This is a genomic window from Bradyrhizobium sp. HKCCYLS1011, assembly GCF_051167795.1.
Taxonomy (GTDB): Bacteria; Pseudomonadota; Alphaproteobacteria; order Rhizobiales; family Xanthobacteraceae; genus Bradyrhizobium.
The window spans coordinates 582,650-601,357 of sequence record NZ_JBNPTT010000005.1; the positions used below are offsets into that span (position 1 = coordinate 582,650).

Below are 18,708 nucleotides of genomic sequence, written 5' to 3' on the forward strand. Positions count from 1 at the left end.
CCATGGCCAGCGCGCAGCTTCAATCCGTCCTCGACCGCATCGATGCCGATTTCGACAACAGCCTGGAGCGGCTGTTCGCGCTGATCCGGATCAAGTCGATCTCGGCCGATCCGGCCTTCGCTGCAGACTGCAAAGCGGCAGCGGAACATCTCGCCAAGGACCTCGCGTCCCTCGGCTTCGCAACCGAGGTCCGGCCGACCGCCGGCCATCCGGCCGTCATTGGCAAGAGCAACGGTCATGGCGGCTTGAAGCCGCAGGTGCTGTTCTACGGACATTACGACGTGCAGCCGGTCGATCCCCTCGAGCTCTGGCATCGGCCGCCGTTCGAGCCTGTGGTCACCGATCATGCCGACGGCCGCAAGATCATCGTCGCGCGCGGCGCCGAGGACGACAAGGGCCAGCTGATGACCTTCGTCGAGGCATGCCGGGCCTGGAAGGCGGTCACCGGCTCGCTGCCGCTCGATATCACCGTGATGATCGAGGGCGAGGAGGAGGTCGGCTCGAAGAATTTCGTGCCGTTCCTCGAAGCCAACAAGGACGAGTTCAAGGCCGACTACGTGCTGGTCTGCGACACCAGCATGTGGGACCCGAACACGCCCGCGATCACGGTGGCGCTGCGTGGCCTCCTCTATGAGGAGGTCAAGATCAAGGCCGCCAATCGCGACCTGCATTCCGGCGTGTTCGGCGGCGGCGCGCGCAATCCGATCCGGGTGCTGACCGAGATCCTCGGCCGCCTGTTCGACGACAACGGCCGCATTACCATCCCCGGCTTCTACGACGGGGTGAAGGATCTGCCGCCTGACGTCCTGGAGCAATGGAAGCGCCTCAATTTGACGCCGGAAAGTTTCCTGAAGCCGATCGGCCTGTCGATTCCGGCGGGCGAGAAGGATCGCCTCCTGATCGAGCAGATCTCATCGCGTCCAACCTGCGACATCAACGGCATCTGGGGCGGTTATATCGGCGAGGGCTCGAAAACGGTCATCCCCGCACACGCATCAGCCAAGGTGTCGTTCCGCCTGGTCGAGGGCCAGGACCCCGCGAAGATCCGCAAGGCGTTTCGCGAATTCGTTTCGGCCCGCATTCCCGGCGACTGCTCGGTCGAGTTCGGCGACCATTCGGCGGGCCCTGCGATCGCGCTCGATTGGAACATGAAGCCGCTCGCCGCCGCCAAGCAGGCACTGACCGACGAATGGGGCAAGGAGGCGCTGTTGATCGGCTCCGGAGCCTCGATCCCGATCGTCGCCGACTTCAAGAAGACACTCGGCCTCGACTCGCTCTTGGTCGGCTTCGGTCTCGACGACGACAACATCCATTCGCCGAACGAGAAGTACGACCTCAAGAGCTACCACAAGGGCATCCGCTCTTGGGCGCGTATCCTTGCAGCGCTGGCGGAACTGCCGCGGTAGGAGGCCCAGCAGCGCCCCAGTCGTTGCGGAACGCGGCGAAACCTCTCTTTCGCGAGCCTCCGCATAGCTATCTGACCATCTGCTCCTCTATGGCGCTCTCGGAAGTTTGCGAGGGTTCCCGCGCCGGATGTGCACGACGCATGCTAACCTCGTTGAGCCAGATCTTCCTGCTGTCATCAAGCAGTGAAGATCGTTGGCTGGACAGGAGAGTATGTCATGAAGATCGTCGTGATTGGCGGCTCGGGCCTGGTCGGATCGAAACTGGTCGCGACACTCAGGCAGCGAGGACATGATGTTGCTGCTGCTTCACCAAAGACCGGCGTCAACAGCGTGACCGGCGAAGGTCTTGCTGACGCACTCACCGGCGCCGAGATCGTGGTCGACGTTTCCAATGCTCCCAGCTGGGAGCCGGCCGCTGTGCTCGACTTCTTCCAGACGTCGAGCCGTAACCTGGTCGCTGCGGAGGCTGCGGCAGGGGTCAGGCATCACGTCGCGCTGTCGATTGTCGGCACCGACCGCACGCCGGCTATCGCCTATTTCCGTGCCAAAGTGGCGCAGGAGCAGGTGATCAAATCGTCCGGCCTGCCATATTCGATCGTTCGCGCCACGCAGTTCTTCGAGTTCCTGAGCGCGATTGCCGATGGCGGCGTCGTCGACGGCAAGATCATCGTTCCCTCGGCATTGTTTCAGCCGATCGCGACCGATGACATCGTGAGTGTGCTTGCCGAGGTCGCGACCGGTGCTCCGCTCAACGCGACGATCGACATCGCCGGTCCGGAGAAAGCGCCGTTCAACACCTTCGTGGCGCGCCGCTTGAAGGCGGCAGGGGACGCCCGTCCCGTTCTCGGCGATCCCAAGGCTTCGTACTATGGCGCGCCCATCGATGACCGTTCGCTGGTCCCGCTTGGCCCGGCACGCCTCGGTCCGACCGGTTTGGACGCATGGCTCGCGAAGGCCTCTTAGTTAGTCAGCCAGCCATTCACCCCGAGGTTCGCGGGCGCGCCCGCTCCTCCGGAATGGGCGCCACCTCGACCACGGCATTGCCTTGCGCGCGATCGCGCTCGAAGGTGAGGCGGACGCGCTGGCCGACCGGCGTCAGCCCGATCAGGTTGCGCACCTGGGTGGCGCTGCGCACCGGCACATCATTGGCCTTGACGATGATGTCGCCCTTGCGCAGGCCGGCCCGTTCCGCCGGTGAACCGGCGCCGACATCAGCGATCTGCGCGCCCTGAACATGGCCGTTGGCGGGCGCGTCGAGATCCAGCAGCGTGACGCCGATGCGGCCGCGGTCGACCCGTCCGCTCTGCACCAGCTGTTCCATCACCCGCCGCGCCATGTTGATCGGCACGGCAAAGCCGATGCCGACATTGCCGCCGCCCGGCGAGATGATCGCGGTGTTGATGCCGACCAGCTCGCCGCGCAGATTGATCAGCGCGCCGCCGGAATTGCCGGGATTGATCGCCGCGTCGGTCTGGATGAAATCCTCATAGCCTTGCTTGCCGAGGCCGGTGCGCCCGAGCGCGCTGACGAGGCCCGATGTCACGGTCTGGCCGAGACCGAACGGATTGCCGACCGCGATCACGAAGTCGCCGACCTCCAGCGCATCGCTGTCGCCAAGCGCGATCGCCTTGAGATCGCCGGGATTGCTGATCTGCAGCAGCGCAATATCGGTGGCGGGATCGCGGCCGACCAGGCGCGCTGCAAACTTGCGGCCGTCCTTGGTCCGGATCTGCACCGACGTCACGTGCTCGACGACGTGATTGGCGGTCATCACATAGCCGCGCTGGGCATCGACGATCACCCCGGAGCCGGTGGCGCTGAACTGCTTCTCGACCTGCTTGGGGACGTCGAAGAACTCGCGAAACAGCGGATCGTGATAGAGCGGATTGTCCTCGCGGAGCCGGCCTTCGACCGAGATGTTGACCACCGCCGGCGTCACCTCCTTGACCAGGGGGGCCAGGGTCGGCACCCGCCCGAGCTTCAGGTCCGGAATTTGAGCGTCGGCCGGAACCACGGACAGGCAGAGCAGGACGGCTGGCGCGATCAGCAAAGGCCGGACCCAACACAGAAGCTGCATCGTTCACCCCTCGAACAGGCTGATAAAGGATTTTTGGCGCCGATTTAGCTGGGAAAATGTCGGGGCGCGGTCAAGACCATGTTTGGCAATCGTTCTCTTGGACCGCCAAAAAATTTCGACCTCCCTCTTGAAACCGACTTCCGTTTTTCTAAGTCGCTTGTTGCCGCCGCAAGCGGCGCCGGGCGCCCTGTCGGGCCCGGCGAACTGCCTGGGCGCAGGACCGGTCCCGTACCAACCAGGTCTGGCACCGGCCTTGTGCTCCTTCGTATCCATCTTGCTCTTAGGAGGACTTGGCTATGAGGACTTATGACTTTACGCCGCTCTGGCGTTCGACCATCGGCTTCGACCGGCTGTTTGATCTGCTCGACGAGACGCAGCGCGCGGTCGAGGACCATTATCCCCCTTACAATATCGAGCGGCTCGGCGAAGACCGCTATCAGATCTCGCTGGCGCTTGCGGGCTTCAGCCCGGACGAGCTCGCCATCACGGCCGAAGCCAACGTGCTGACGGTGGAAGGCCGCAAGACCGACAAGGATGCCCGCGAATATCTCTATCAGGGCATCTCCGCGCGTCCGTTCAAGCGGCAGTTCAACCTTGCCGACTATGTGCAGGTGACGAACGCCTCTTTCGACAACGGCCTGCTGCGGATCGAGCTGGTGCGTGAGATTCCGGAAGCGATGAAGCCGCGCCGCATCGCGATCGGCGTCGCGCCGGTCGAGACCATCGTGCAGCAGAAAGCCGCTTGAGGTCCAGACGGCCTGATCCGTTCCCTCGCGGAGGCGGCCGACCGGCCGCTTCCGCATTCACAAAACTGTCTCTGCGAAAGGAGCATTGGTAGGAGACACACGACATGAACGAGCGCAGTATTTCGATCAATCTCGGCGAGGCCGCGTTTCATCCCGTCTCGCACTATGCATCCCCGGCTGCGGTACTCCGCGATGACAGACTGTCCGCCGCGGAGAAACGGCTGATCCTGTCGTCCTGGGCGTCCGACATGTACGCAATCGAGGACCAGCCGGCGCTGCGAAAGATCCCGGGAGTTCCTGAGCCGCTTCGGCTCGCCGACATCCTCGGCGCGCTGCGGCAGCTTGACGGGGAGGATCAGCCGCCGCGACCGCGGGGCGGTGCGGCGATGCGGGTCCCGTCTCCGATCAACGTGGACGCGCGGGCGGGCTCGCCGGATGGAGAGGGCGGAATGCCGGCGCACGGTCTGCGCGGTCGTCCGATCCGGCTGTCCCCCCGGGCCCGCTTCTCTCGCGAAGCCAATGTGCGACGTTATCGGAGCCTGCTCGCAACCAAGCTTGCAGATCACGAGCGGCGCTTCGTCGAACGCAGGCTTGCCGAAGAGCTGCAGAGCTGAACGCAAAGCGCCGTCGCTTTGCGCGGACCCGCACGTCCTAAGCTCGCCAAACAAAAACGCCGCCCGGAATTGGGCGGCGTTTCATTCCAAGACGTGTAGAGGGTGTGTGAATTCCAGATAGCACATTCGCGCGGCCCGGTCCAGTTACGCAGCGTTGGGCCTCTTAACTCGGCCCGTGTCCGACCGGGTAGGGGCCGTCAGCGAAACTGCGGTCGTGATAGCCCTTGCTGCCGATCGCCTGCGCCAGCGGACTGCGGAAGTCCTGGTTGGCCTCAAGCCGCGCCAAGATCGATCGGAAATCGTGGCGCGGCCGCCAGCCGAGCTCCAGGCGTGCCCTCTCGTTGACATAGACCCGGTCGACCCCAGCGAACATGGTCCAACCGCGCCGCGCATATTCCGGCTCATAGTCGGGAACATGACGTCGCACCACCTGCGGCGCGTGCCGGCGCAGCTCCGCGAGATCCTCCGCCGAGAACGGCGAGGTGGCGCTGATGATGTATTTCGCAAATCTCGCCGCTGGCGCCTGGGCCGCGGCCAGCAGGTGCGCATCCACGACATCCTCGATGTCGACGCGGCGGTACAGGAATTCGTTCACCTTCGCGTTGGCTTCAGCATAGGCGTCGCGCAGCTCGGCGTTATCGTCCGCTTCAGGAAAGAAGCGCGAGACCCGCAGCACGATGGTGGGCAGGGACTGGTTGCGCGCGAACAGCTGGCAGAGATCCTCGGCAGCGGCTTTGGTGACGCCGTAGATGTTCTTCGGAACCGGCGTGACGCTTTCGGTCACCCAGGCCGCTGGCTCGCTGGCCGGCGGAATCAAGGCGTCGCCGAACACGCTCGTGGTGCTGGTGTAGATGAAGGCCGTGACGCCGGCGGCCGCCGCCTCTTCGAGCAGGTTCAGCGTGCCGGTGATGTTGACGTTGACGAAGGCCTGGCGGCTGTGGGTCGCCACATGCGGCTTATGCAAGGTTGCGGCGTGGAAGACGGTGGCGACGCCCTGCATCGATCGGCGCACGAAGTCGCGATCGGCAATCGAGCCGACCCGATCCGTGAAGGCGCCAGGCAGGATGTCGATTCCGAGCACGTCGCAATTGCGCGCCTGCAGCGTGCGGACGAGCGCCTCGCCGAGATGGCCGGAGCTGCCGGTCACCAGATACGTCATGGTTCACTCCGTCGCGACCAGCGCACGACCTCCGGCCGGTTGATTTTGGTCAACGCGCACCTTCGTGCGGTCATTAGCCTGCGATGCGGCATGCGGCGTACACGCACATGGTTCGATCCGCAAGGATCTCGCCGCCTGGTCGCGCAGAACGGGCAAGAGGGCGCTCGAACGGAGTAATGACAAATGGCCTATCAAACCATCAACCCGTACACGGGTGAGACGCTTGCCTCCTTTCCGGATGCGACCGATGATGACGTGCGAGCCGCGATCAGCAGTGCGCATGCGGCGTTTCTCAGTTGGCGGCAGACGTCGTTTGGCGAGCGCGGCCGTATCCTTCAGAAGGCGGCCGATCTTCTGCGGCGTGACAGCGACGCCTACGCAAAGCTGCTGACGCTGGAAATGGGCAAGCTGTTCGGCGAAGCCAAGGCCGAGGTCGAGCTCTCCGCCAAGATCTTCGAATATTATGTCCGCCACGCCGAGGCGCTGCTCGCGCCGGAAAAGCTGCCGGTGTTCGATGCGGCCGAAGGCGATGCCGTTCTCGTGCATGAACCGCTTGGTGTCCTGCTGGCGATCGAGCCCTGGAATTTTCCCTACTACCAGATCGCCCGCATCCTGGCGCCGCAGCTTTCGGCCGGCAACACGCTGCTCCTGAAACATGCCTCCAACGTGCCGCAATCTGCGGCCGCCTTCGAGCGACTGATGGCGGAGGCGGGGTTGCCGCAGGGCGCGTTCAGGAATCTCTATGCCACCCGGTCGCAGATCGAGCTGATTCTCAACGACGATCGGGTCCACGGGGTCGCGCTGACAGGCTCCGAGGCTGCGGGTTCACTCGTTGCGGCACACGCGGGCAAGGCGCTCAAGAAATCGACCATGGAGCTTGGCGGTGCCGACGCCTTCATCGTGTTGGCAGATGCGGAGCTCGACAAGACCACGAAGTGGGCGGTGTTCGGTCGCCACTGGAACGGCGGTCAGGTCTGCGTTTCGTCGAAGCGCATGATTGTCGTTGATCCGGTCTATGACGAGTTCCTCACACGCTACCGCAAGGGCGTCGCGGGCCTGGTTGCTGGCGACCCGTTCGACCTCAAGACGAGCTTGGCGCCGCTGTCGTCGCAGGGGGCTGCCGACGAGGTGAGGGAGAAAATCCGCGAGGCCGTGAAGCTGGGCGCAAAAGCAGAGGAGGTCGGACCGCCGGTGCCGAACCGGGGCGCCTTCGTACAGCCGACGATCCTGACGGAGGTCCGCGAGGACAATCCAGCACGCTACTGGGAGTTCTTCGGGCCGGTGTCGATGCTGTTCCGGGCCAAGGACGAGGACGATGCCGTGCGCATCGCCAACGATTCGCCTTTCGGCCTCGGCGGATCGGTGTTCACATCCAACACGGCTCGTGGTGCCGACGTCGCCAAGCGTATCTCGACCGGCATGGTGTTCGTGAACCATCCGACCAAGGTCGAGGCCGATCTGCCGTTCGGCGGCATCCGCAGGTCAGGCTATGGTCGTGAGCTGCTCGGGCTGGGATTGAAGGAGTTCGTCAATCACAAGCTCATCGATGTGGTTGATATCGACGCTCGCTTCTGAGGCCATTGAGGCTGACGGAGTGAAGCCCTGAATACGATGGTGACGCTGCCCGGCGGTTGTCCGTGAATTCGGACAGCCGCCTTCTTGTTGTCACGAGGACGAACTCTACGGTGCCGGGATCGACAGCAGGCTCGAGATGCTCTTGCCGCGGATGTCATACACCCGCGCAAACACGACGTCGTCGCGCTTGATTTCCACCATCACGGGCGCATTGAGACCCTTGCAGTAGAACTCGCCAAGGGTCATCGCGAAATCGGCGCCCTGGCTGTCCCAGCCGATCGTGAAATCGGGACCGAGCGCCACCTGCGCAGGCCGCTGCGGGCCGCAGACGGCGACCTTCCACTTGCGTCCCTCGAGCGGCACTTCCTGGCGCTCATCCAACTGCTCCTTCAGCCCGTCGGAGGCCTGCTTGAGCGCCAGTCCCCAGTAATCCAGCATGAAGCGGTCGTCGGCCTCGCGCACGGTTCCCGCGATGTAGTTGAAATGCGTGTATTGGTACGGATGCAGCCGGATCATCTCGGCAAGCGGCAGGAGCAGGCCGAAGCTGAACACGGCCACCGCGACCGGCTGCCAGGCCCGCCGCTGGTCAGTGCCCAGCCAATCCAGGAGCTTCGCGAAGGCGACGCCGCCGAGCAGGGCCATCGGCGGGATCACAAATACGAAATGGCGGATACCGTTGTAGAGCGCCGGACGCTTCACGATCGCGATCAGGATCGGCAGCGTCGCGGCCACCGTCAGCATCAGGAGGATGCTCTTCTTGCGGGCCGTTACATCGTCACGGGTCAATGACAGCACTGAGGTCACTGCGCCGCCCAGGAACAGGCCGAGCATCAGTTCCGGCAGCTGTAGCGCGAACAAGGTCGGCAGATATGACCACGGCATGTCCGGCACCGAAACCAGCGCGCCGTCGAACATCTCCTTCCAGGGTTTTTCGAAGAAGTGCGAGAAGTAGGTCAGCGCGCGGAACGGATTGGCCGGCTCGATGATCGACCACGGCCAGATCAGCCCCATGATGAGGTAGCCGAGGATCAAGCCGGGAAGCAGCACATAGAATGCGCGAACCAGACGGCGCGTGGCTTCGCGTAAGCCTTGCGTGCGGAACTCCTCAAGGAACAGCGGCAGGAAACCGAGGACGGCATAGACCAGCGCCAGTCCGCCCAGAATTCGCGAGCCGATCGAGAGGCCGGCGCCCATGCCCACGATCAGGATCGTGCGCGGCGAAGGGTAGGGGTATTCCTCCGCGAGCCGGACCAGCCCCATCAAGAGAACCACCATGGCGACCGCGAAGGGAGCGTCCTTCGGGTTCATGAACATGTGGCCGTAATAGATTGGGCAAAGCGCCAGCAGCAGCAGGGCCGCGAGGCCGGCCACCGCGCCGCCAATCCGGCGCGCCAATCGCCAGGTCACGGCAAGGCCGATCAGCCCCACAACAGCACCGACCAGCCGCCGCGTTTCGAACAGCTCGAGCGGAACCACCTTGTGCAGCAGGGCTGCGACCATGTCGAAGCCGCCGCCATACATATAGAGGTTGGCAAAGGAGAGCGCCGAGGTGTCCTTGAAGCCGGACGCGTACATGCGCAGCAACAGATCGGCATATTCGGCGTGCGTGTAGTCGTCCCAGCCGAGGCCGTAGTCGCGGAACGTCAAGCCGGCGACCACTGCGACCGCAGCAAGCACGAAGATCGCAAGATCGTCGCAGGTCCGTTCGACGGTGCGCCGCGCAGGCGTGTCGATGACCGAAGTCGTAATCGATGTCATGGCTGATGGTAACCCGGCGTCCCTGACGACCTGCGCGTGCAAGCTGAAGGCCTATTCCCCGGGGGGCTCCTATAGCGCGATTGTGTTTCCAAGTAATTCGTAAACGAGACATAAGACCTTCGTTGCAATGCAGCAATGGTCGGGTCCCGGTACATGTCTGCACTATTGGCACAATGACATGAACGCACGCTGAACCGCCGTGCAAAGAGGTCGGGGGTAAACCGCCGGTGGAAATCCGGGTTTGCTGTCCTGTACTTTGTGACGGTGTCGTGGCAACGGTATCTGACGGATGCGTTGTGTTGGGCGTCGCGAGTTGCTGTTTTGCTGCAAAATGTCGCGGTGTGTTGCCGAGACACAGGGTCAAAAAAGCAGGCAACCGTTGGATTCTAATGCGATTTTAGCTTAGGACTGCGATCCTGAGCCACCGCATCGAAGGGTCGGTTTGATGATGAGCGCCCTGTTGGTCGCCGGGACTGTCGCCGTGTTGGCGGGCCTCGGAGCGATCGCATACGGAATTCCGGTCAAGGAATTCAGCTTCGGCAACACGATGGTCCTTTCTGGAACCATCGCGGTCTGCACCGGGCTGCTTCTCTTCGGGCTTTCAGCCGTCCTCGGCGAATTGAAGGTGATGTCGCACCGGCTTCGTCTCCGCCTCTCGACCGACGCGGATCCCGAGGCGCTCAAGTTGCCCGGTCGGGAACGGGACGACGTCGATGTCGCGGCTGCTCCGCCGATCGAAGATCTTTGGCGGGAGGGCGGATCACCGCGCGGGCGCAGCAGCCGGGCGCTGGAGCGCCCGATGCTCCCCGAGCCGGAACCAGAGCCCGAACCGGAGCCCGTGGTCCCTGAGCTCAAGCCGAGGCGGAACCTGTTCGAGGCGGCGGCCGCGCGCAGGGAGCGCGAGCGCACTGAGAAGCGTGCCGCAGATCCGGTCATGCCTGACTTTCGCGCACCGCCCATGAGCGAGCCTCCCGCACTTCCTATGGAGGAACCCGCTTTGCCGGCATCACCGCCCAGCTTCGAGGAGACCTGGCCGCAGCAGGAGCGCATGCGTGCGCCAGAGCCAGTCTTGCCGCCTTTGCCTCCTTTGCAGCGCCGACCGGCGCGTGCGGCGCCTGCGTTCATGGAACCGCCGCCGCTGTCGCGTCCGGCCGAATCTCCCGCCGTTGCCGTCATCAAGTCCGGTGTTGTCGACGGCATGGCCTATTCGCTCTATTCGGACGGTTCGATCGAGGCGCAGATGCCTGAGGGCATGATGCGATTTGCCTCGATCGACGAGCTCCGCACGCATCTGGATCAGCGCCGCTGACCACTGGATCAGCGCCGCCCGCCAGCGGATCAACGCGGCACGGGATCAGCGTGGCCGAGCGCGGGGCCTTGCGCTCGCGCCTCTACTTGGGCAGCTAACGGTATTCCAAGAATAATGCGATACTCTTCTTGTCACGCCTTTGGTTGTCGGCCCATAATATTGCTCGCGATAAGGTAGTTTATGGGATTCGACTGCCGTGATACTTGGGCAGCGAGGCGAGGTTCCGATGACAGAGAGCGCTGGCAAAAGCTTTATCGACCTGACGGCCAGTATTGTCTCGGCCTATCTGAGCAACAATCCGACGCCGGCGGCGGAGATCCCGAACCTGATCAGCCAGGTGCACTCCGCTTTGCAGCGGGTGGCCAATGGACGGCCGGAGGGCGCGCCCGAACCGGCGAAACCGGCCGTGGCGGTGAAGAAGTCGATTCACCCCGACTATCTGGTGTGTCTGGAGGACGGCAAGCGCTTCAAATCGCTGCGGCGGCACCTGCGTACCCAGTACAACATGACGCCCGAGCAGTATCGCGAGAAATGGAACCTGCCGCCGGACTATCCGATGGTCGCGCCGAACTACGCGGTCACGCGCTCGCAGCTTGCGAAGAAAATGGGGCTGGGACAGCAGCGTCCCGAGCGGGGCAAATAGCCCTCACGAGGCCGTGGCCAGCGCCGCGCGGGCGTCGCTGCGGATGCGCTCGACCATCGACCGCAGGCCGTTGGACCGCTGCGGGGTCAGATGCTCGCGAAAGCCGAATTCGTCGAACACCGCAGGCGCGTCGATGGCCAGAATCTCACGGGGTGTGTGCCCGGAATAAAGCGTGAGCAGGATCGCGATCAGACCGCGCACGATGTGCGCGTCGCTGTCGCCGATGTAGGTCAAGATGGGTTCCTGGCCGCTGCGCCCGATGTGCTTGGATAGCCAGACCTGGCTGACGCAGCCCTGCACCTTGTTCTCGGCCGAATGCTCGGCCTCCGACATCGGGGTCAGGGTGCGGCCGAGCTCGATCACGTACCGGTAGCGGTCGTCCCAATCGTCAAGCAGTGCGAAGTTGTCGCGGATTTCGTCGATCGTCATGATGCTCGTCATTCCCGTCTAAGCCTTTATATAGGCGACCGACGGGCTGAAAGCGATACGAGTTCCGATCGCTTGGAGCATGATACGGAAAAATGCGAAGCGGTTTTCCCCCGCGACGAACGCGGAACGCGTTTGCGCGGAGATCCTGCTCAATCAAAAACCTGGAGAGTGATGGCGACCTGACCCGATCCCATCGCGGTCTAGAGCGTCGGCGACAGATGCCATTCCATGGCGAGATCATCGGCCGAGAGCGTGTCGGCCGGCGCTTCGCCTGCCGGCAGTTCCTCGATCACGGGGGCGTCGATCGAGCCGGTTCGATCGGAATAGCGCTTGTCGAGACCGGCAGGCTTTTCCGGACCGATCGGCTTCTCCGGCCCGGCCTGTTTCTCGGCCTTGTCCGTGATGATCTGATAGATCTTGCGCGCGCCTTCCTGGGCGCGGTGGCCGATCACCGTGGCGGCCTGGCCGCCGACCTCGCAGGCCTGCGGCTGCCGTTTGCAGAACTGGCTCATATCCGAGACCGCCGCCGTCGCAGCCTGCACCGCTTCCTGGGCATTGATCTGCGGCAGCTTGTCGGATTCGGGCGTCTTTTCCCGCGGCAGCAGCACAAGCACCAGCCCGAGCCAGAACGCCATGCGAAGCAGAAAAAACATTTACGCGACCCCGACCGTCTCGCCTGATCCTGCGTTGGCTTCAGCGACGCGCCGGATCGGCAACTACCTCTTTTGATAAATCGCGACTGCTTGCATTGAGCTTAATTGGTTGAGAAATCGCGAAATCCTGCAGTGATTTTTCGATCAGTAAATATTTGCTTGATACGGACGCGCTTCCGGAGGCGCCGAACGCTTTTGCAACTATGCGCACACGGAAACTTTGCGTTCACCATCCCGGCCGAATGCCGCAGCCCGCAGGGGACGGGCCTTAGCGTTCGCTTAATGGGAGTCTGAGACGGTGACACGCGACGACAGGGGCCGTCCCGGCGCGTCCTCCTGCAGGACGACCGTTAGGCCGAGGCGCGAAAGCCGTGAGTGTGTTGAGTATCATCCGCGATTGTCTTGATGCCCTGTTGCATCCATCGGCTCGAACCGACGCGTTGACATGTGCGCGGCACCGCGCCTTCATCGCGCCGCGGCTGCTGGGCAGCCTGGCCGCCTTCGCGGTGTTTCCTGCTTATCTCGCCATGCGCGGCGCACCCAGTGCGCTCGAGGTCGGGGCCTTGGCGTGGCTGATCGCACCGATTCTGCTGTCCTGGTTCCTGTCGCGCACGGGTTACTACGAAGGCGCCTACGCGCTGTCGTCGCTCGCGCTGTCAGCCTTGATCATGGCCGTCGCGATCGAGACCGGTGGCATGGAATCCTTCGCCGCCGTCTGGTTGGTCGTCATTCCGATCGAGGCTTCGCTGTCGGCCTCGCGTCGGGTGGTCGTGTTCGCAGCTTTGCTTGCGCTCGGCTGTGCCGCCGCGCTGATCCTGATCGGCGATTTCGGCTGGCTGCCACCTCCTGAAAGCAGCCCTGCGCTCCGTGTCAGCTTGATGGGCGTCGGTGTGGCTTCGGCCACTCTCTATGCCTCGGTTATCGCCTTTGCCGCCGATGCGCTGGCGCGCACCAGCGTTACGCTGCTGTCGAGAGAAGAGGAGCGCTATCGCCTGCTCGCGCGCAACATGAGCGACGTGATCTCGCGGCACCGTCGCAACGGCGCGGTGATGTTCATCTCGCCGGCCGCGGAGTCTCTGCTTGGTGTGCCGGCGGCACAGCTTCACGAGCATGGCCTGTTCGAGCGCGTTCATGTCGCCGATCGTCCGGCCTATCTGACCGCATTGTCGGATGCGGCGCGAGGCACCGAAGTCGGCGTCGAGTTCAGGCTGCGGCGGGACACGCCGGAGGATGTGTGCGGCTCAACGCATGCCGTCGATTTCATCTGGGTCGAGATGCGCTGCCGGCCGCTTGACCGGGCGGGCTCGTCGAGCCTGGGCTCCGATGCCGAGGTCGTGGCTGTCATGCGCGACGTGACCGACCGCAAGCTGCAGGAACAGGCCTTGGACTTGGCGCGCAGTGCGGCCGAGCAGGCGGATGCGGCCAAGACGCGCTTCCTCGCGACGATGAGCCATGAGCTACGCACGCCCTTGAACGCGATCATCGGCTTCTCCGAAATGCTGATGCAGGAGCAGGCCTTGATGCTGAACGCCGGCCGCCGTCGCGAATATTCTCAGCTGATCAACGATTCCGGCCAGCATCTGCTCTCGGTCGTGAACGGCATTCTCGACATGTCCAAGATGGAATCGGGCAATTTCGAGATTGCACCCGAGCCGTTCGCACCGCGTGCGGCCCTGCTCAATTGCTGCAACCTTCTGGCGTTGCGCGCCCGTGAGAACGGCGTCGATCTGTCGGCCGACGCGCCGCAGGATCTGCCTGACGTGACCGGCGATCCGCGCGCTTTCAAGCAGATCGTGCTCAACCTCGTCTCCAACGCGATCAAGTTCACCGAGCGGGGCGGCAAGGTGACGGTCGCGGCCGCTGTGGAGGGCGTGCGACTGGTTCTGCGCGTGACCGATAACGGCGTCGGGATCGCCGCCGACGACCTCAAACGGATCGGCGATCCTTTCTTTCAGGCCGGCAAGACCTACCAGCGTCGGCACGAGGGAACCGGGCTTGGGCTTTCGATCGTGAAGAGTCTGGTGAACTTGCATGCCGGCGAAATGTCGATACAAAGCAAGCTCGACGAAGGGACCACGGTAACCGTGGCGTTGCCGCTCACCTTCGCGCTGCCGGATGGCGGCAAGATCACGACCCTGGCTCCGGCCGCGCGCACAGTGCAGTCCGGACAGGCGTTTCAGGTGAAGAAGAGTGCCTAGACGAGCTGGAGACGAGGACGAGACGCCGCGCCGTCGCAAGCGCGCCGCTGCCGTCGCGGTGGAAACCGCCGACGAGCGCGGCCTGTTGATGCGCGCGCTGCTTTACAGTCCCAAGGATCTGCTTGCGGGCCTGCTCGCCTGCGCCGCGGCGAGCGCCATCATCGTCAACGCGGTGTTCCTGCAGTCGGGGCCGCATCCGGCCCCCATGTTCGGCGCATTCGTGGCGATGCCGGTGCTGCCCGGTTCAAATCCATTGCCGCGTCCGCGCCCGACCGAGGCGGACATCTCGCCGTTCGACCCGAAGGCGATCGAAACGCGGCCATCTGAAGCAAAGACGGCCGAGACCAAGGTGGTCGATGCGAAAGTCGGGGAAGCCAAGGGGGATCAGAAATATTCCGATCCGCTGGCCGATCTCGTCAAGTCCGTGAGCGGCGGACAGGGGGCGACGGCACGGCCGCAGCCGTCTCTGGCTCAGAGCGGCAACCCGCACCGCATCGCCGCGATCCAACGTGCCTTGACCGAATACGGCTACGGGCAGCTGAAGCCCACCGGCATGGTGGGACCGGACACCCAGGCCGCGATCCAGAAATTCGAGCGCGACCGCAAGCTGCCGGTGACGGGACAGGTTTCCGATCGCATGGTGCGCGAGCTCGCGATTGTCATTGGCCATCCGATCGAATAGAGCAGGGGGCTTGTTGCGCCGCTGCCCCACTGCGCGCTGATGCGCCAATCTGAAGTTCTCCGATGCGATTGAAAACCAGCATTTGGGTCGCGGCCTATCTGCGCCGCTGCCAGGCTACAGGTGCGTTCGGCGCGGTTCGCCGGCGCGGCGCCGAGGAGGCCGGTGCTGTCTTCGTCAAAGTCGCATTGATGGATGGCACGGCCATGCTGTATGTGCCGGCGCCGCAGACCGTCTATGACGACAGCCGGCCGATCGATCGCTTTTTCGTGGCGGCCTCGGCGCAGCCGCTGCCGGAAGCTGACATCGAGGAGCGGCTCGCCAAAGAGCTTCGTTTCGATCCGGACGCCTGGATCATCGAGACCGAAGACAAGGAAGGTCGCCACTTCCTCGACATCGCCCGATGATCAGAAGGATCAGGACGAGAAAAGACCCGCTCACGGATGAAGCGGGCCTCTCAATCCGCCACGCGCCTGGTTAAGCCCGCGCGCCGGTAAAGGGAAAGCTGCCCATAAAGCCAATGCCCATCTCGCCTGCGATCGCATCGCCGGTGACCTTGCCCTTGAAATCGAGCGTCAGCGGCATCGGGCTCGTGATCGAGACCTTCCAGGCGACATCGTCACCGTTCACGGTGCCGTCGAAAATCTCGGCGGAATCGCCTTCCGCGGCCTGCGTGCCGGTCAGGGTGCCGCCGGAGCTCTGCAGGCTCAAGGTCGCGGTCCGTTCGCCCATCGGCGTGTTCAGGGTCAGATTCCAGTTGCCGTCCACAGCCATCCGATCGTTCTCCTCGCGTTGCTCCTCCGGCGCCGAGTCCTACTCTCGCTGTCCGGCTCGGGCGTCGTCCGGCCGCCGCTATAGCGCATCTTTGTCGATAAGCCCATTGCGGCGATCAGGCGCGGGCGGCGCGAATGCGGCTTGCGACGATCAGACGAAACGCGATCAGCTGGATCGCGAAAGCGGCGATCTTGGTGCCGCCGGCAACAACGGTGATGTAGAGCGCCCAGAGCTTGAGGTCGCCGGTCGCAGCCACCGCAATGGTGCCAATTCCGAGCGCGAGCATCAGCGCCGACCAGGCGTAGCCTGCGACCGTCACATATTCGGGGATCGTCTCGGCCACGATCGGAGGCACGTAGCGCAGCATCCAGCCACCCCGGAGCATGAAAATGGCGACTGCAAAATGGGCGATCGCCGGCTTTGCGAAGATGAAGCGGGGATCATGGGTGAGGAGGGTCGCGGCGCCAAGCACGACCACGAGCCCCAGGCTCGCGTAGGTCATGAAGGGCAGCGACCGGCCTTTCAGCCGTGCATGGATCACCTGCGCGATTGCGGTTGCGATCGCGACTGATGTCGCCAGCACGACGCTGTCGGTGACGAGATACACGGCGAGAAAGATCAGGGCAGAGAGAAAATCGGTCGCCAGCCTGACGAAAACGTCCTTCATCGTCGCGTCCTGTGATTGGGCTTGCCTTGCAGCTTGAGTTCCAGCACCAACATCCGTTGCTTCCGAAGCAGGCCACCCTAGCGGATGTTGCTACCAAAGAACATTGGCCAAGCTCTTGCTGTGATTAGAATGTTTGGATGTGCGGTTGGTGGCGAGGCGCCGTGGGACTTGAAGCAGAACATCAAATTTGCCGCGCAAGCCCGGTCGCCGCTTGGGCTTGATCCTTCAGGCGCCGATAGGCCGGATACCATCTGGTGAAATAAAGGGCGCTGTTGCGGGCGGCAATGGCGATCGCAAGCCCACTCCAGTAGGGCAGGCCCGGCACGTAGAGCGTCATCAGATTGCCGACGATCATCAGGGCCGCTGCCAGGGTCCAGGCTCCGGTGATGACGTAATTGGCCTGCAGGAAGCCTGGCATGGCGGCGGTTTCCGCAGGCACCGACTCGATCGCATATTGCAGCGTGAACGGCGTCCGCAGCAGCATCGAGCCGAGCGAAAGCGCGAAGATGCCGCCGTCGACAGCGAGGCGCACGGTCGAGGAGCTGATCGCAGGATCGATCCAAGCGGCGTAGCAGGCGAGGGCCGTGAAGAGAACCGCCGATCCCGCGCCCAGGATCTTGATCGAGCGGCCGCGGCTGGCGTCGAGCGCCACCACGGCAAAGCAAAGGACCGCGCCCACCGCGAGGCTGAGCGTCGCGGACGCGACCATCAGCAGCGCGGCGTAGACGCCGTAGGGCGCAAGGATCAGGAAAATCGCCATGAATGGCTCCTCCAGAGCCAATCTTTACATTGGAAAGATAGATAGCGCCTGGTGCTGTTGATCGTCAAGTCGAATCTTGACGGTGTCAAAATAATGTGAGTGCGGGAATGGCGGCTGCCGCATAGCGCCTATGGGCGTGTGCCGGATCAATCCTTCGAGTCAGCAAACCGGGCGCGCGCAACACCCTATCTTTACAGTGTCAAAATGATGCTATATGATACCTTGATGACACGGAAGCCCGAGCCCACCAAAGCACGCAATCGCCGCAACCACACAGCTCCCGCGCGGACGCCACGGCCGCGCCGTAACGCGCGCGCAAGCGGCGCTGGAGAGGCTGTGACGCCCTATCATCATGGCGCCTTGCGGGATGCGCTCCTCGAAGCCGCCGAGCGGGTGCTGGAGCGAGACGGGCTTGCCGGGCTCACCTTGCGGGCGGTGGCCCGCGAGGCCGGCGTGTCCCATGCGGCTCCGGCGCATCATTTCGGCGATTTGACCGGGCTCGTGAGCGAGCTCGCCGCGATCGGCTTTCGCCGCTTCAATGCCGCGATGAAGGCTGCGGGTGAGGGCGCAACCACGCCCACGGACAAGGGGCCGGCGCGCGCCCGCGCCTATGTCGCCTATGCGCAGGCCAATCCCGGCATGTATGGGTTGATGTTTCGGACCGAGCGTCTGGATTATACGCGGCCCTCGCTGCACGATGCGGCAACAGCCTCTTTTGCCGGACTGGCGGGGGCTATCAGCGCCGAGCGCAATGAGCCGATTGCCGAGGAACGGCTGTCGCTGGAGCAGGCTGCGGCGATCGCGCGGGCCTGGTCGCTGGTGCATGGTTACACCATGCTGCTGCTCGAGGGCCGGCTCGGCGACATCCTGCGTCGCGCACCGGCGGGGACAACGGCCGAAACATTGTTGGATGCGATGCTGAAGACCACGATCGGCCGCCCGCATCCGTAAGCCGCAAGGTGCGAAACCTGAGCAGCCCTCATGCGTTGATGCGCATGGCACGAACTCCCCGCGCTCCCTGGAAGAAAGCAAATCCACGCAAGCGCGCCGGCAAGGCGCCGACGCATCTCTCCTCGGCCGAAAAATCGGCCGCCAAACGCAGCGCCAAGCGGGCAGGGCGGCGCTATCCCAATCTGGTGGACAACATGCGCGTCGCTGCGAAGAAGGCACGCAAGACCAAGACCAGTGGCAGGAAGCGCGCTGCGACGAAATCGTCGCCCCGTGGCCGTACTTCGACACGCTCGACCGCGCGCAAAAACAG

The 18,708-nt window shown here is 63.8% G+C and carries 19 protein-coding genes; 11 read left to right on the forward strand and 8 right to left on the reverse strand.

Annotated elements, in window-relative coordinates; translation table 11 throughout:
* Window positions 1-2: 2 nt before the first annotated feature.
* The gene (locus ACQR1W_RS19645; RefSeq protein WP_434852325.1) at window positions 3-1,406 is read left to right on the forward strand and encodes a M20/M25/M40 family metallo-hydrolase; all 1,404 of its coding nucleotides are present in this window, start codon (window positions 3-5) and stop codon (window positions 1,404-1,406) included.
* A gap of 216 nt (window positions 1,407-1,622) precedes the next feature.
* The gene (locus ACQR1W_RS19650) at window positions 1,623-2,369 is read left to right on the forward strand and encodes an SDR family oxidoreductase (RefSeq protein ID WP_434852326.1); all 747 of its coding nucleotides are present in this window, start codon (window positions 1,623-1,625) and stop codon (window positions 2,367-2,369) included.
* Between the two features lie 16 nt (window positions 2,370-2,385).
* Here the strand turns inward: ACQR1W_RS19650 and ACQR1W_RS19655 are convergent, their stop codons facing one another.
* Window positions 2,386-3,483: a trypsin-like peptidase domain-containing protein gene (locus ACQR1W_RS19655; RefSeq protein ID WP_434852327.1), complete on the reverse strand. Its 1,098-nt coding sequence runs from the start codon at window positions 3,481-3,483 to the stop codon at window positions 2,386-2,388.
* A gap of 296 nt (window positions 3,484-3,779) precedes the next feature.
* On the opposite strand from ACQR1W_RS19655, the gene ACQR1W_RS19660 reads away from it, so the two are divergent.
* Window positions 3,780-4,229: an Hsp20 family protein gene (locus ACQR1W_RS19660; RefSeq protein WP_434852328.1), complete on the forward strand. Its 450-nt coding sequence runs from the start codon at window positions 3,780-3,782 to the stop codon at window positions 4,227-4,229.
* 104 nt (window positions 4,230-4,333) lie between these two features.
* Window positions 4,334-4,843 (forward strand): hypothetical protein, encoded by a 510-nt coding sequence (locus tag ACQR1W_RS19665; protein ID WP_434852329.1) that lies wholly within the window; start codon window positions 4,334-4,336, stop codon window positions 4,841-4,843.
* A gap of 163 nt (window positions 4,844-5,006) precedes the next feature.
* Here ACQR1W_RS19665 and ACQR1W_RS19670 read toward each other — a convergent pair whose 3' ends face one another.
* Complete coding sequence (locus tag ACQR1W_RS19670) at window positions 5,007-6,002, reverse strand: NAD-dependent epimerase/dehydratase family protein (RefSeq protein ID WP_434852330.1); 996 nt, start codon at window positions 6,000-6,002, stop codon at window positions 5,007-5,009.
* 183 nt (window positions 6,003-6,185) lie between these two features.
* Here ACQR1W_RS19670 and ACQR1W_RS19675 point away from each other — a divergent pair, with 183 nt between their 5' ends.
* Window positions 6,186-7,577 carry an NAD-dependent succinate-semialdehyde dehydrogenase gene (locus tag ACQR1W_RS19675; protein WP_434852331.1) on the forward strand — a complete coding sequence of 464 codons (1,392 nt, stop codon included), beginning with the start codon at window positions 6,186-6,188 and terminating at the stop codon, window positions 7,575-7,577.
* A 105-nt stretch (window positions 7,578-7,682) separates the two neighbouring features.
* Here ACQR1W_RS19675 and ACQR1W_RS19680 read toward each other — a convergent pair whose 3' ends face one another.
* Window positions 7,683-9,335: a glycosyltransferase family 39 protein gene (locus tag ACQR1W_RS19680; protein WP_434852332.1), complete on the reverse strand. Its 1,653-nt coding sequence runs from the start codon at window positions 9,333-9,335 to the stop codon at window positions 7,683-7,685.
* 445 nt (window positions 9,336-9,780) lie between these two features.
* Here ACQR1W_RS19680 and ACQR1W_RS19685 point away from each other — a divergent pair, with 445 nt between their 5' ends.
* Both ACQR1W_RS19685 and ACQR1W_RS19690 read left to right on the forward strand, forming a co-directional pair.
* Window positions 9,781-10,644, forward strand: a complete 864-nt coding sequence (locus tag ACQR1W_RS19685; RefSeq protein ID WP_434852333.1) for a hypothetical protein — start codon at window positions 9,781-9,783, stop codon at window positions 10,642-10,644.
* A gap of 226 nt (window positions 10,645-10,870) precedes the next feature.
* Complete coding sequence (locus tag ACQR1W_RS19690) at window positions 10,871-11,287, forward strand: MucR family transcriptional regulator (RefSeq protein WP_008971671.1); 417 nt, start codon at window positions 10,871-10,873, stop codon at window positions 11,285-11,287.
* Between the two features lie 3 nt (window positions 11,288-11,290).
* On the opposite strand, the gene ACQR1W_RS19695 is transcribed toward ACQR1W_RS19690, so the two are convergent.
* Together ACQR1W_RS19695 and ACQR1W_RS19700 are read right to left on the reverse strand one after the other, a co-directional pair.
* Window positions 11,291-11,716 carry a SufE family protein gene (locus ACQR1W_RS19695; protein ID WP_008971670.1) on the reverse strand — a complete coding sequence of 142 codons (426 nt, stop codon included), beginning with the start codon at window positions 11,714-11,716 and terminating at the stop codon, window positions 11,291-11,293.
* Between the two features lie 200 nt (window positions 11,717-11,916).
* Window positions 11,917-12,369: a DUF5330 domain-containing protein gene (locus ACQR1W_RS19700; RefSeq protein ID WP_434852334.1), complete on the reverse strand. Its 453-nt coding sequence runs from the start codon at window positions 12,367-12,369 to the stop codon at window positions 11,917-11,919.
* 371 nt (window positions 12,370-12,740) lie between these two features.
* Between ACQR1W_RS19700 and ACQR1W_RS19705 the strand changes: the two genes are divergently transcribed.
* From ACQR1W_RS19705 to ACQR1W_RS19715, 3 genes are all read left to right on the forward strand, one after another.
* Window positions 12,741-14,567, forward strand: a complete 1,827-nt coding sequence (locus tag ACQR1W_RS19705; protein ID WP_434852335.1) for a PAS domain-containing sensor histidine kinase — start codon at window positions 12,741-12,743, stop codon at window positions 14,565-14,567.
* On the forward strand, window positions 14,560-15,249 hold the full coding sequence (locus tag ACQR1W_RS19710) for a peptidoglycan-binding domain-containing protein (RefSeq protein ID WP_434852336.1): 690 nt from the start codon (window positions 14,560-14,562) through the stop codon (window positions 15,247-15,249). The genes ACQR1W_RS19705 and ACQR1W_RS19710 overlap by 8 nt, the downstream gene beginning before the upstream one ends.
* 62 nt (window positions 15,250-15,311) lie before the next feature.
* The gene (locus tag ACQR1W_RS19715; RefSeq protein ID WP_008971665.1) at window positions 15,312-15,653 is read left to right on the forward strand and encodes a DUF1491 family protein; all 342 of its coding nucleotides are present in this window, start codon (window positions 15,312-15,314) and stop codon (window positions 15,651-15,653) included.
* A gap of 70 nt (window positions 15,654-15,723) precedes the next feature.
* Here the strand turns inward: ACQR1W_RS19715 and ACQR1W_RS19720 are convergent, their stop codons facing one another.
* From ACQR1W_RS19720 to ACQR1W_RS19730, 3 genes are all read right to left on the reverse strand, one after another.
* The gene (locus tag ACQR1W_RS19720; protein ID WP_434852337.1) at window positions 15,724-16,020 is read right to left on the reverse strand and encodes a hypothetical protein; all 297 of its coding nucleotides are present in this window, start codon (window positions 16,018-16,020) and stop codon (window positions 15,724-15,726) included.
* Between the two features lie 115 nt (window positions 16,021-16,135).
* Window positions 16,136-16,687 (reverse strand): inner membrane-spanning protein YciB, encoded by a 552-nt coding sequence (locus ACQR1W_RS19725; protein WP_434852338.1) that lies wholly within the window; start codon window positions 16,685-16,687, stop codon window positions 16,136-16,138.
* Window positions 16,688-16,868: 181 nt separating this feature from the next.
* Entirely contained in the window at window positions 16,869-17,447 is a 579-nt protein-coding gene (locus tag ACQR1W_RS19730; protein WP_434852339.1) for a hypothetical protein, read from the reverse strand.
* 225 nt (window positions 17,448-17,672) lie between these two features.
* Between ACQR1W_RS19730 and ACQR1W_RS19735 the strand changes: the two genes are divergently transcribed.
* On the forward strand, window positions 17,673-18,398 hold the full coding sequence (locus ACQR1W_RS19735) for a TetR/AcrR family transcriptional regulator (protein WP_434852340.1): 726 nt from the start codon (window positions 17,673-17,675) through the stop codon (window positions 18,396-18,398).
* Window positions 18,399-18,708: the final 310 nt, after the last annotated feature.

What these genes read in the sequence shown, in the direction of transcription:
- ACQR1W_RS19715 (WP_008971665.1), top strand. Translation starts at nt 15,312, where the DNA reads ATGCGATTGAAAACCAGCATTTGGGTCGCGGCCTATCTGCGCCGCTGC.
- ACQR1W_RS19670 (WP_434852330.1), bottom strand. Translation starts at nt 6,002, where the DNA reads ATGACGTATCTGGTGACCGGCAGCTCCGGCCATCTCGGCGAGGCGCTC.
- ACQR1W_RS19725 (WP_434852338.1), bottom strand. Translation starts at nt 16,687, where the DNA reads ATGAAGGACGTTTTCGTCAGGCTGGCGACCGATTTTCTCTCTGCCCTG.
- ACQR1W_RS19665 (WP_434852329.1), top strand. Translation starts at nt 4,334, where the DNA reads ATGAACGAGCGCAGTATTTCGATCAATCTCGGCGAGGCCGCGTTTCAT.
- ACQR1W_RS19655 (WP_434852327.1), bottom strand. Translation starts at nt 3,483, where the DNA reads ATGCAGCTTCTGTGTTGGGTCCGGCCTTTGCTGATCGCGCCAGCCGTC.
- ACQR1W_RS19660 (WP_434852328.1), top strand. Translation starts at nt 3,780, where the DNA reads ATGAGGACTTATGACTTTACGCCGCTCTGGCGTTCGACCATCGGCTTC.
- ACQR1W_RS19645 (WP_434852325.1), top strand. Translation starts at nt 3, where the DNA reads ATGGCCAGCGCGCAGCTTCAATCCGTCCTCGACCGCATCGATGCCGAT.
- ACQR1W_RS19735 (WP_434852340.1), top strand. Translation starts at nt 17,673, where the DNA reads ATGACACGGAAGCCCGAGCCCACCAAAGCACGCAATCGCCGCAACCAC.
- ACQR1W_RS19680 (WP_434852332.1), bottom strand. Translation starts at nt 9,335, where the DNA reads ATGACATCGATTACGACTTCGGTCATCGACACGCCTGCGCGGCGCACC.
- ACQR1W_RS19690 (WP_008971671.1), top strand. Translation starts at nt 10,871, where the DNA reads ATGACAGAGAGCGCTGGCAAAAGCTTTATCGACCTGACGGCCAGTATT.
- ACQR1W_RS19685 (WP_434852333.1), top strand. Translation starts at nt 9,781, where the DNA reads ATGATGAGCGCCCTGTTGGTCGCCGGGACTGTCGCCGTGTTGGCGGGC.
- ACQR1W_RS19730 (WP_434852339.1), bottom strand. Translation starts at nt 17,447, where the DNA reads ATGGCGATTTTCCTGATCCTTGCGCCCTACGGCGTCTACGCCGCGCTG.
- ACQR1W_RS19675 (WP_434852331.1), top strand. Translation starts at nt 6,186, where the DNA reads ATGGCCTATCAAACCATCAACCCGTACACGGGTGAGACGCTTGCCTCC.
- ACQR1W_RS19695 (WP_008971670.1), bottom strand. Translation starts at nt 11,716, where the DNA reads ATGACGATCGACGAAATCCGCGACAACTTCGCACTGCTTGACGATTGG.
- ACQR1W_RS19720 (WP_434852337.1), bottom strand. Translation starts at nt 16,020, where the DNA reads ATGGCTGTGGACGGCAACTGGAATCTGACCCTGAACACGCCGATGGGC.
- ACQR1W_RS19650 (WP_434852326.1), top strand. Translation starts at nt 1,623, where the DNA reads ATGAAGATCGTCGTGATTGGCGGCTCGGGCCTGGTCGGATCGAAACTG.
- ACQR1W_RS19700 (WP_434852334.1), bottom strand. Translation starts at nt 12,369, where the DNA reads ATGTTTTTTCTGCTTCGCATGGCGTTCTGGCTCGGGCTGGTGCTTGTG.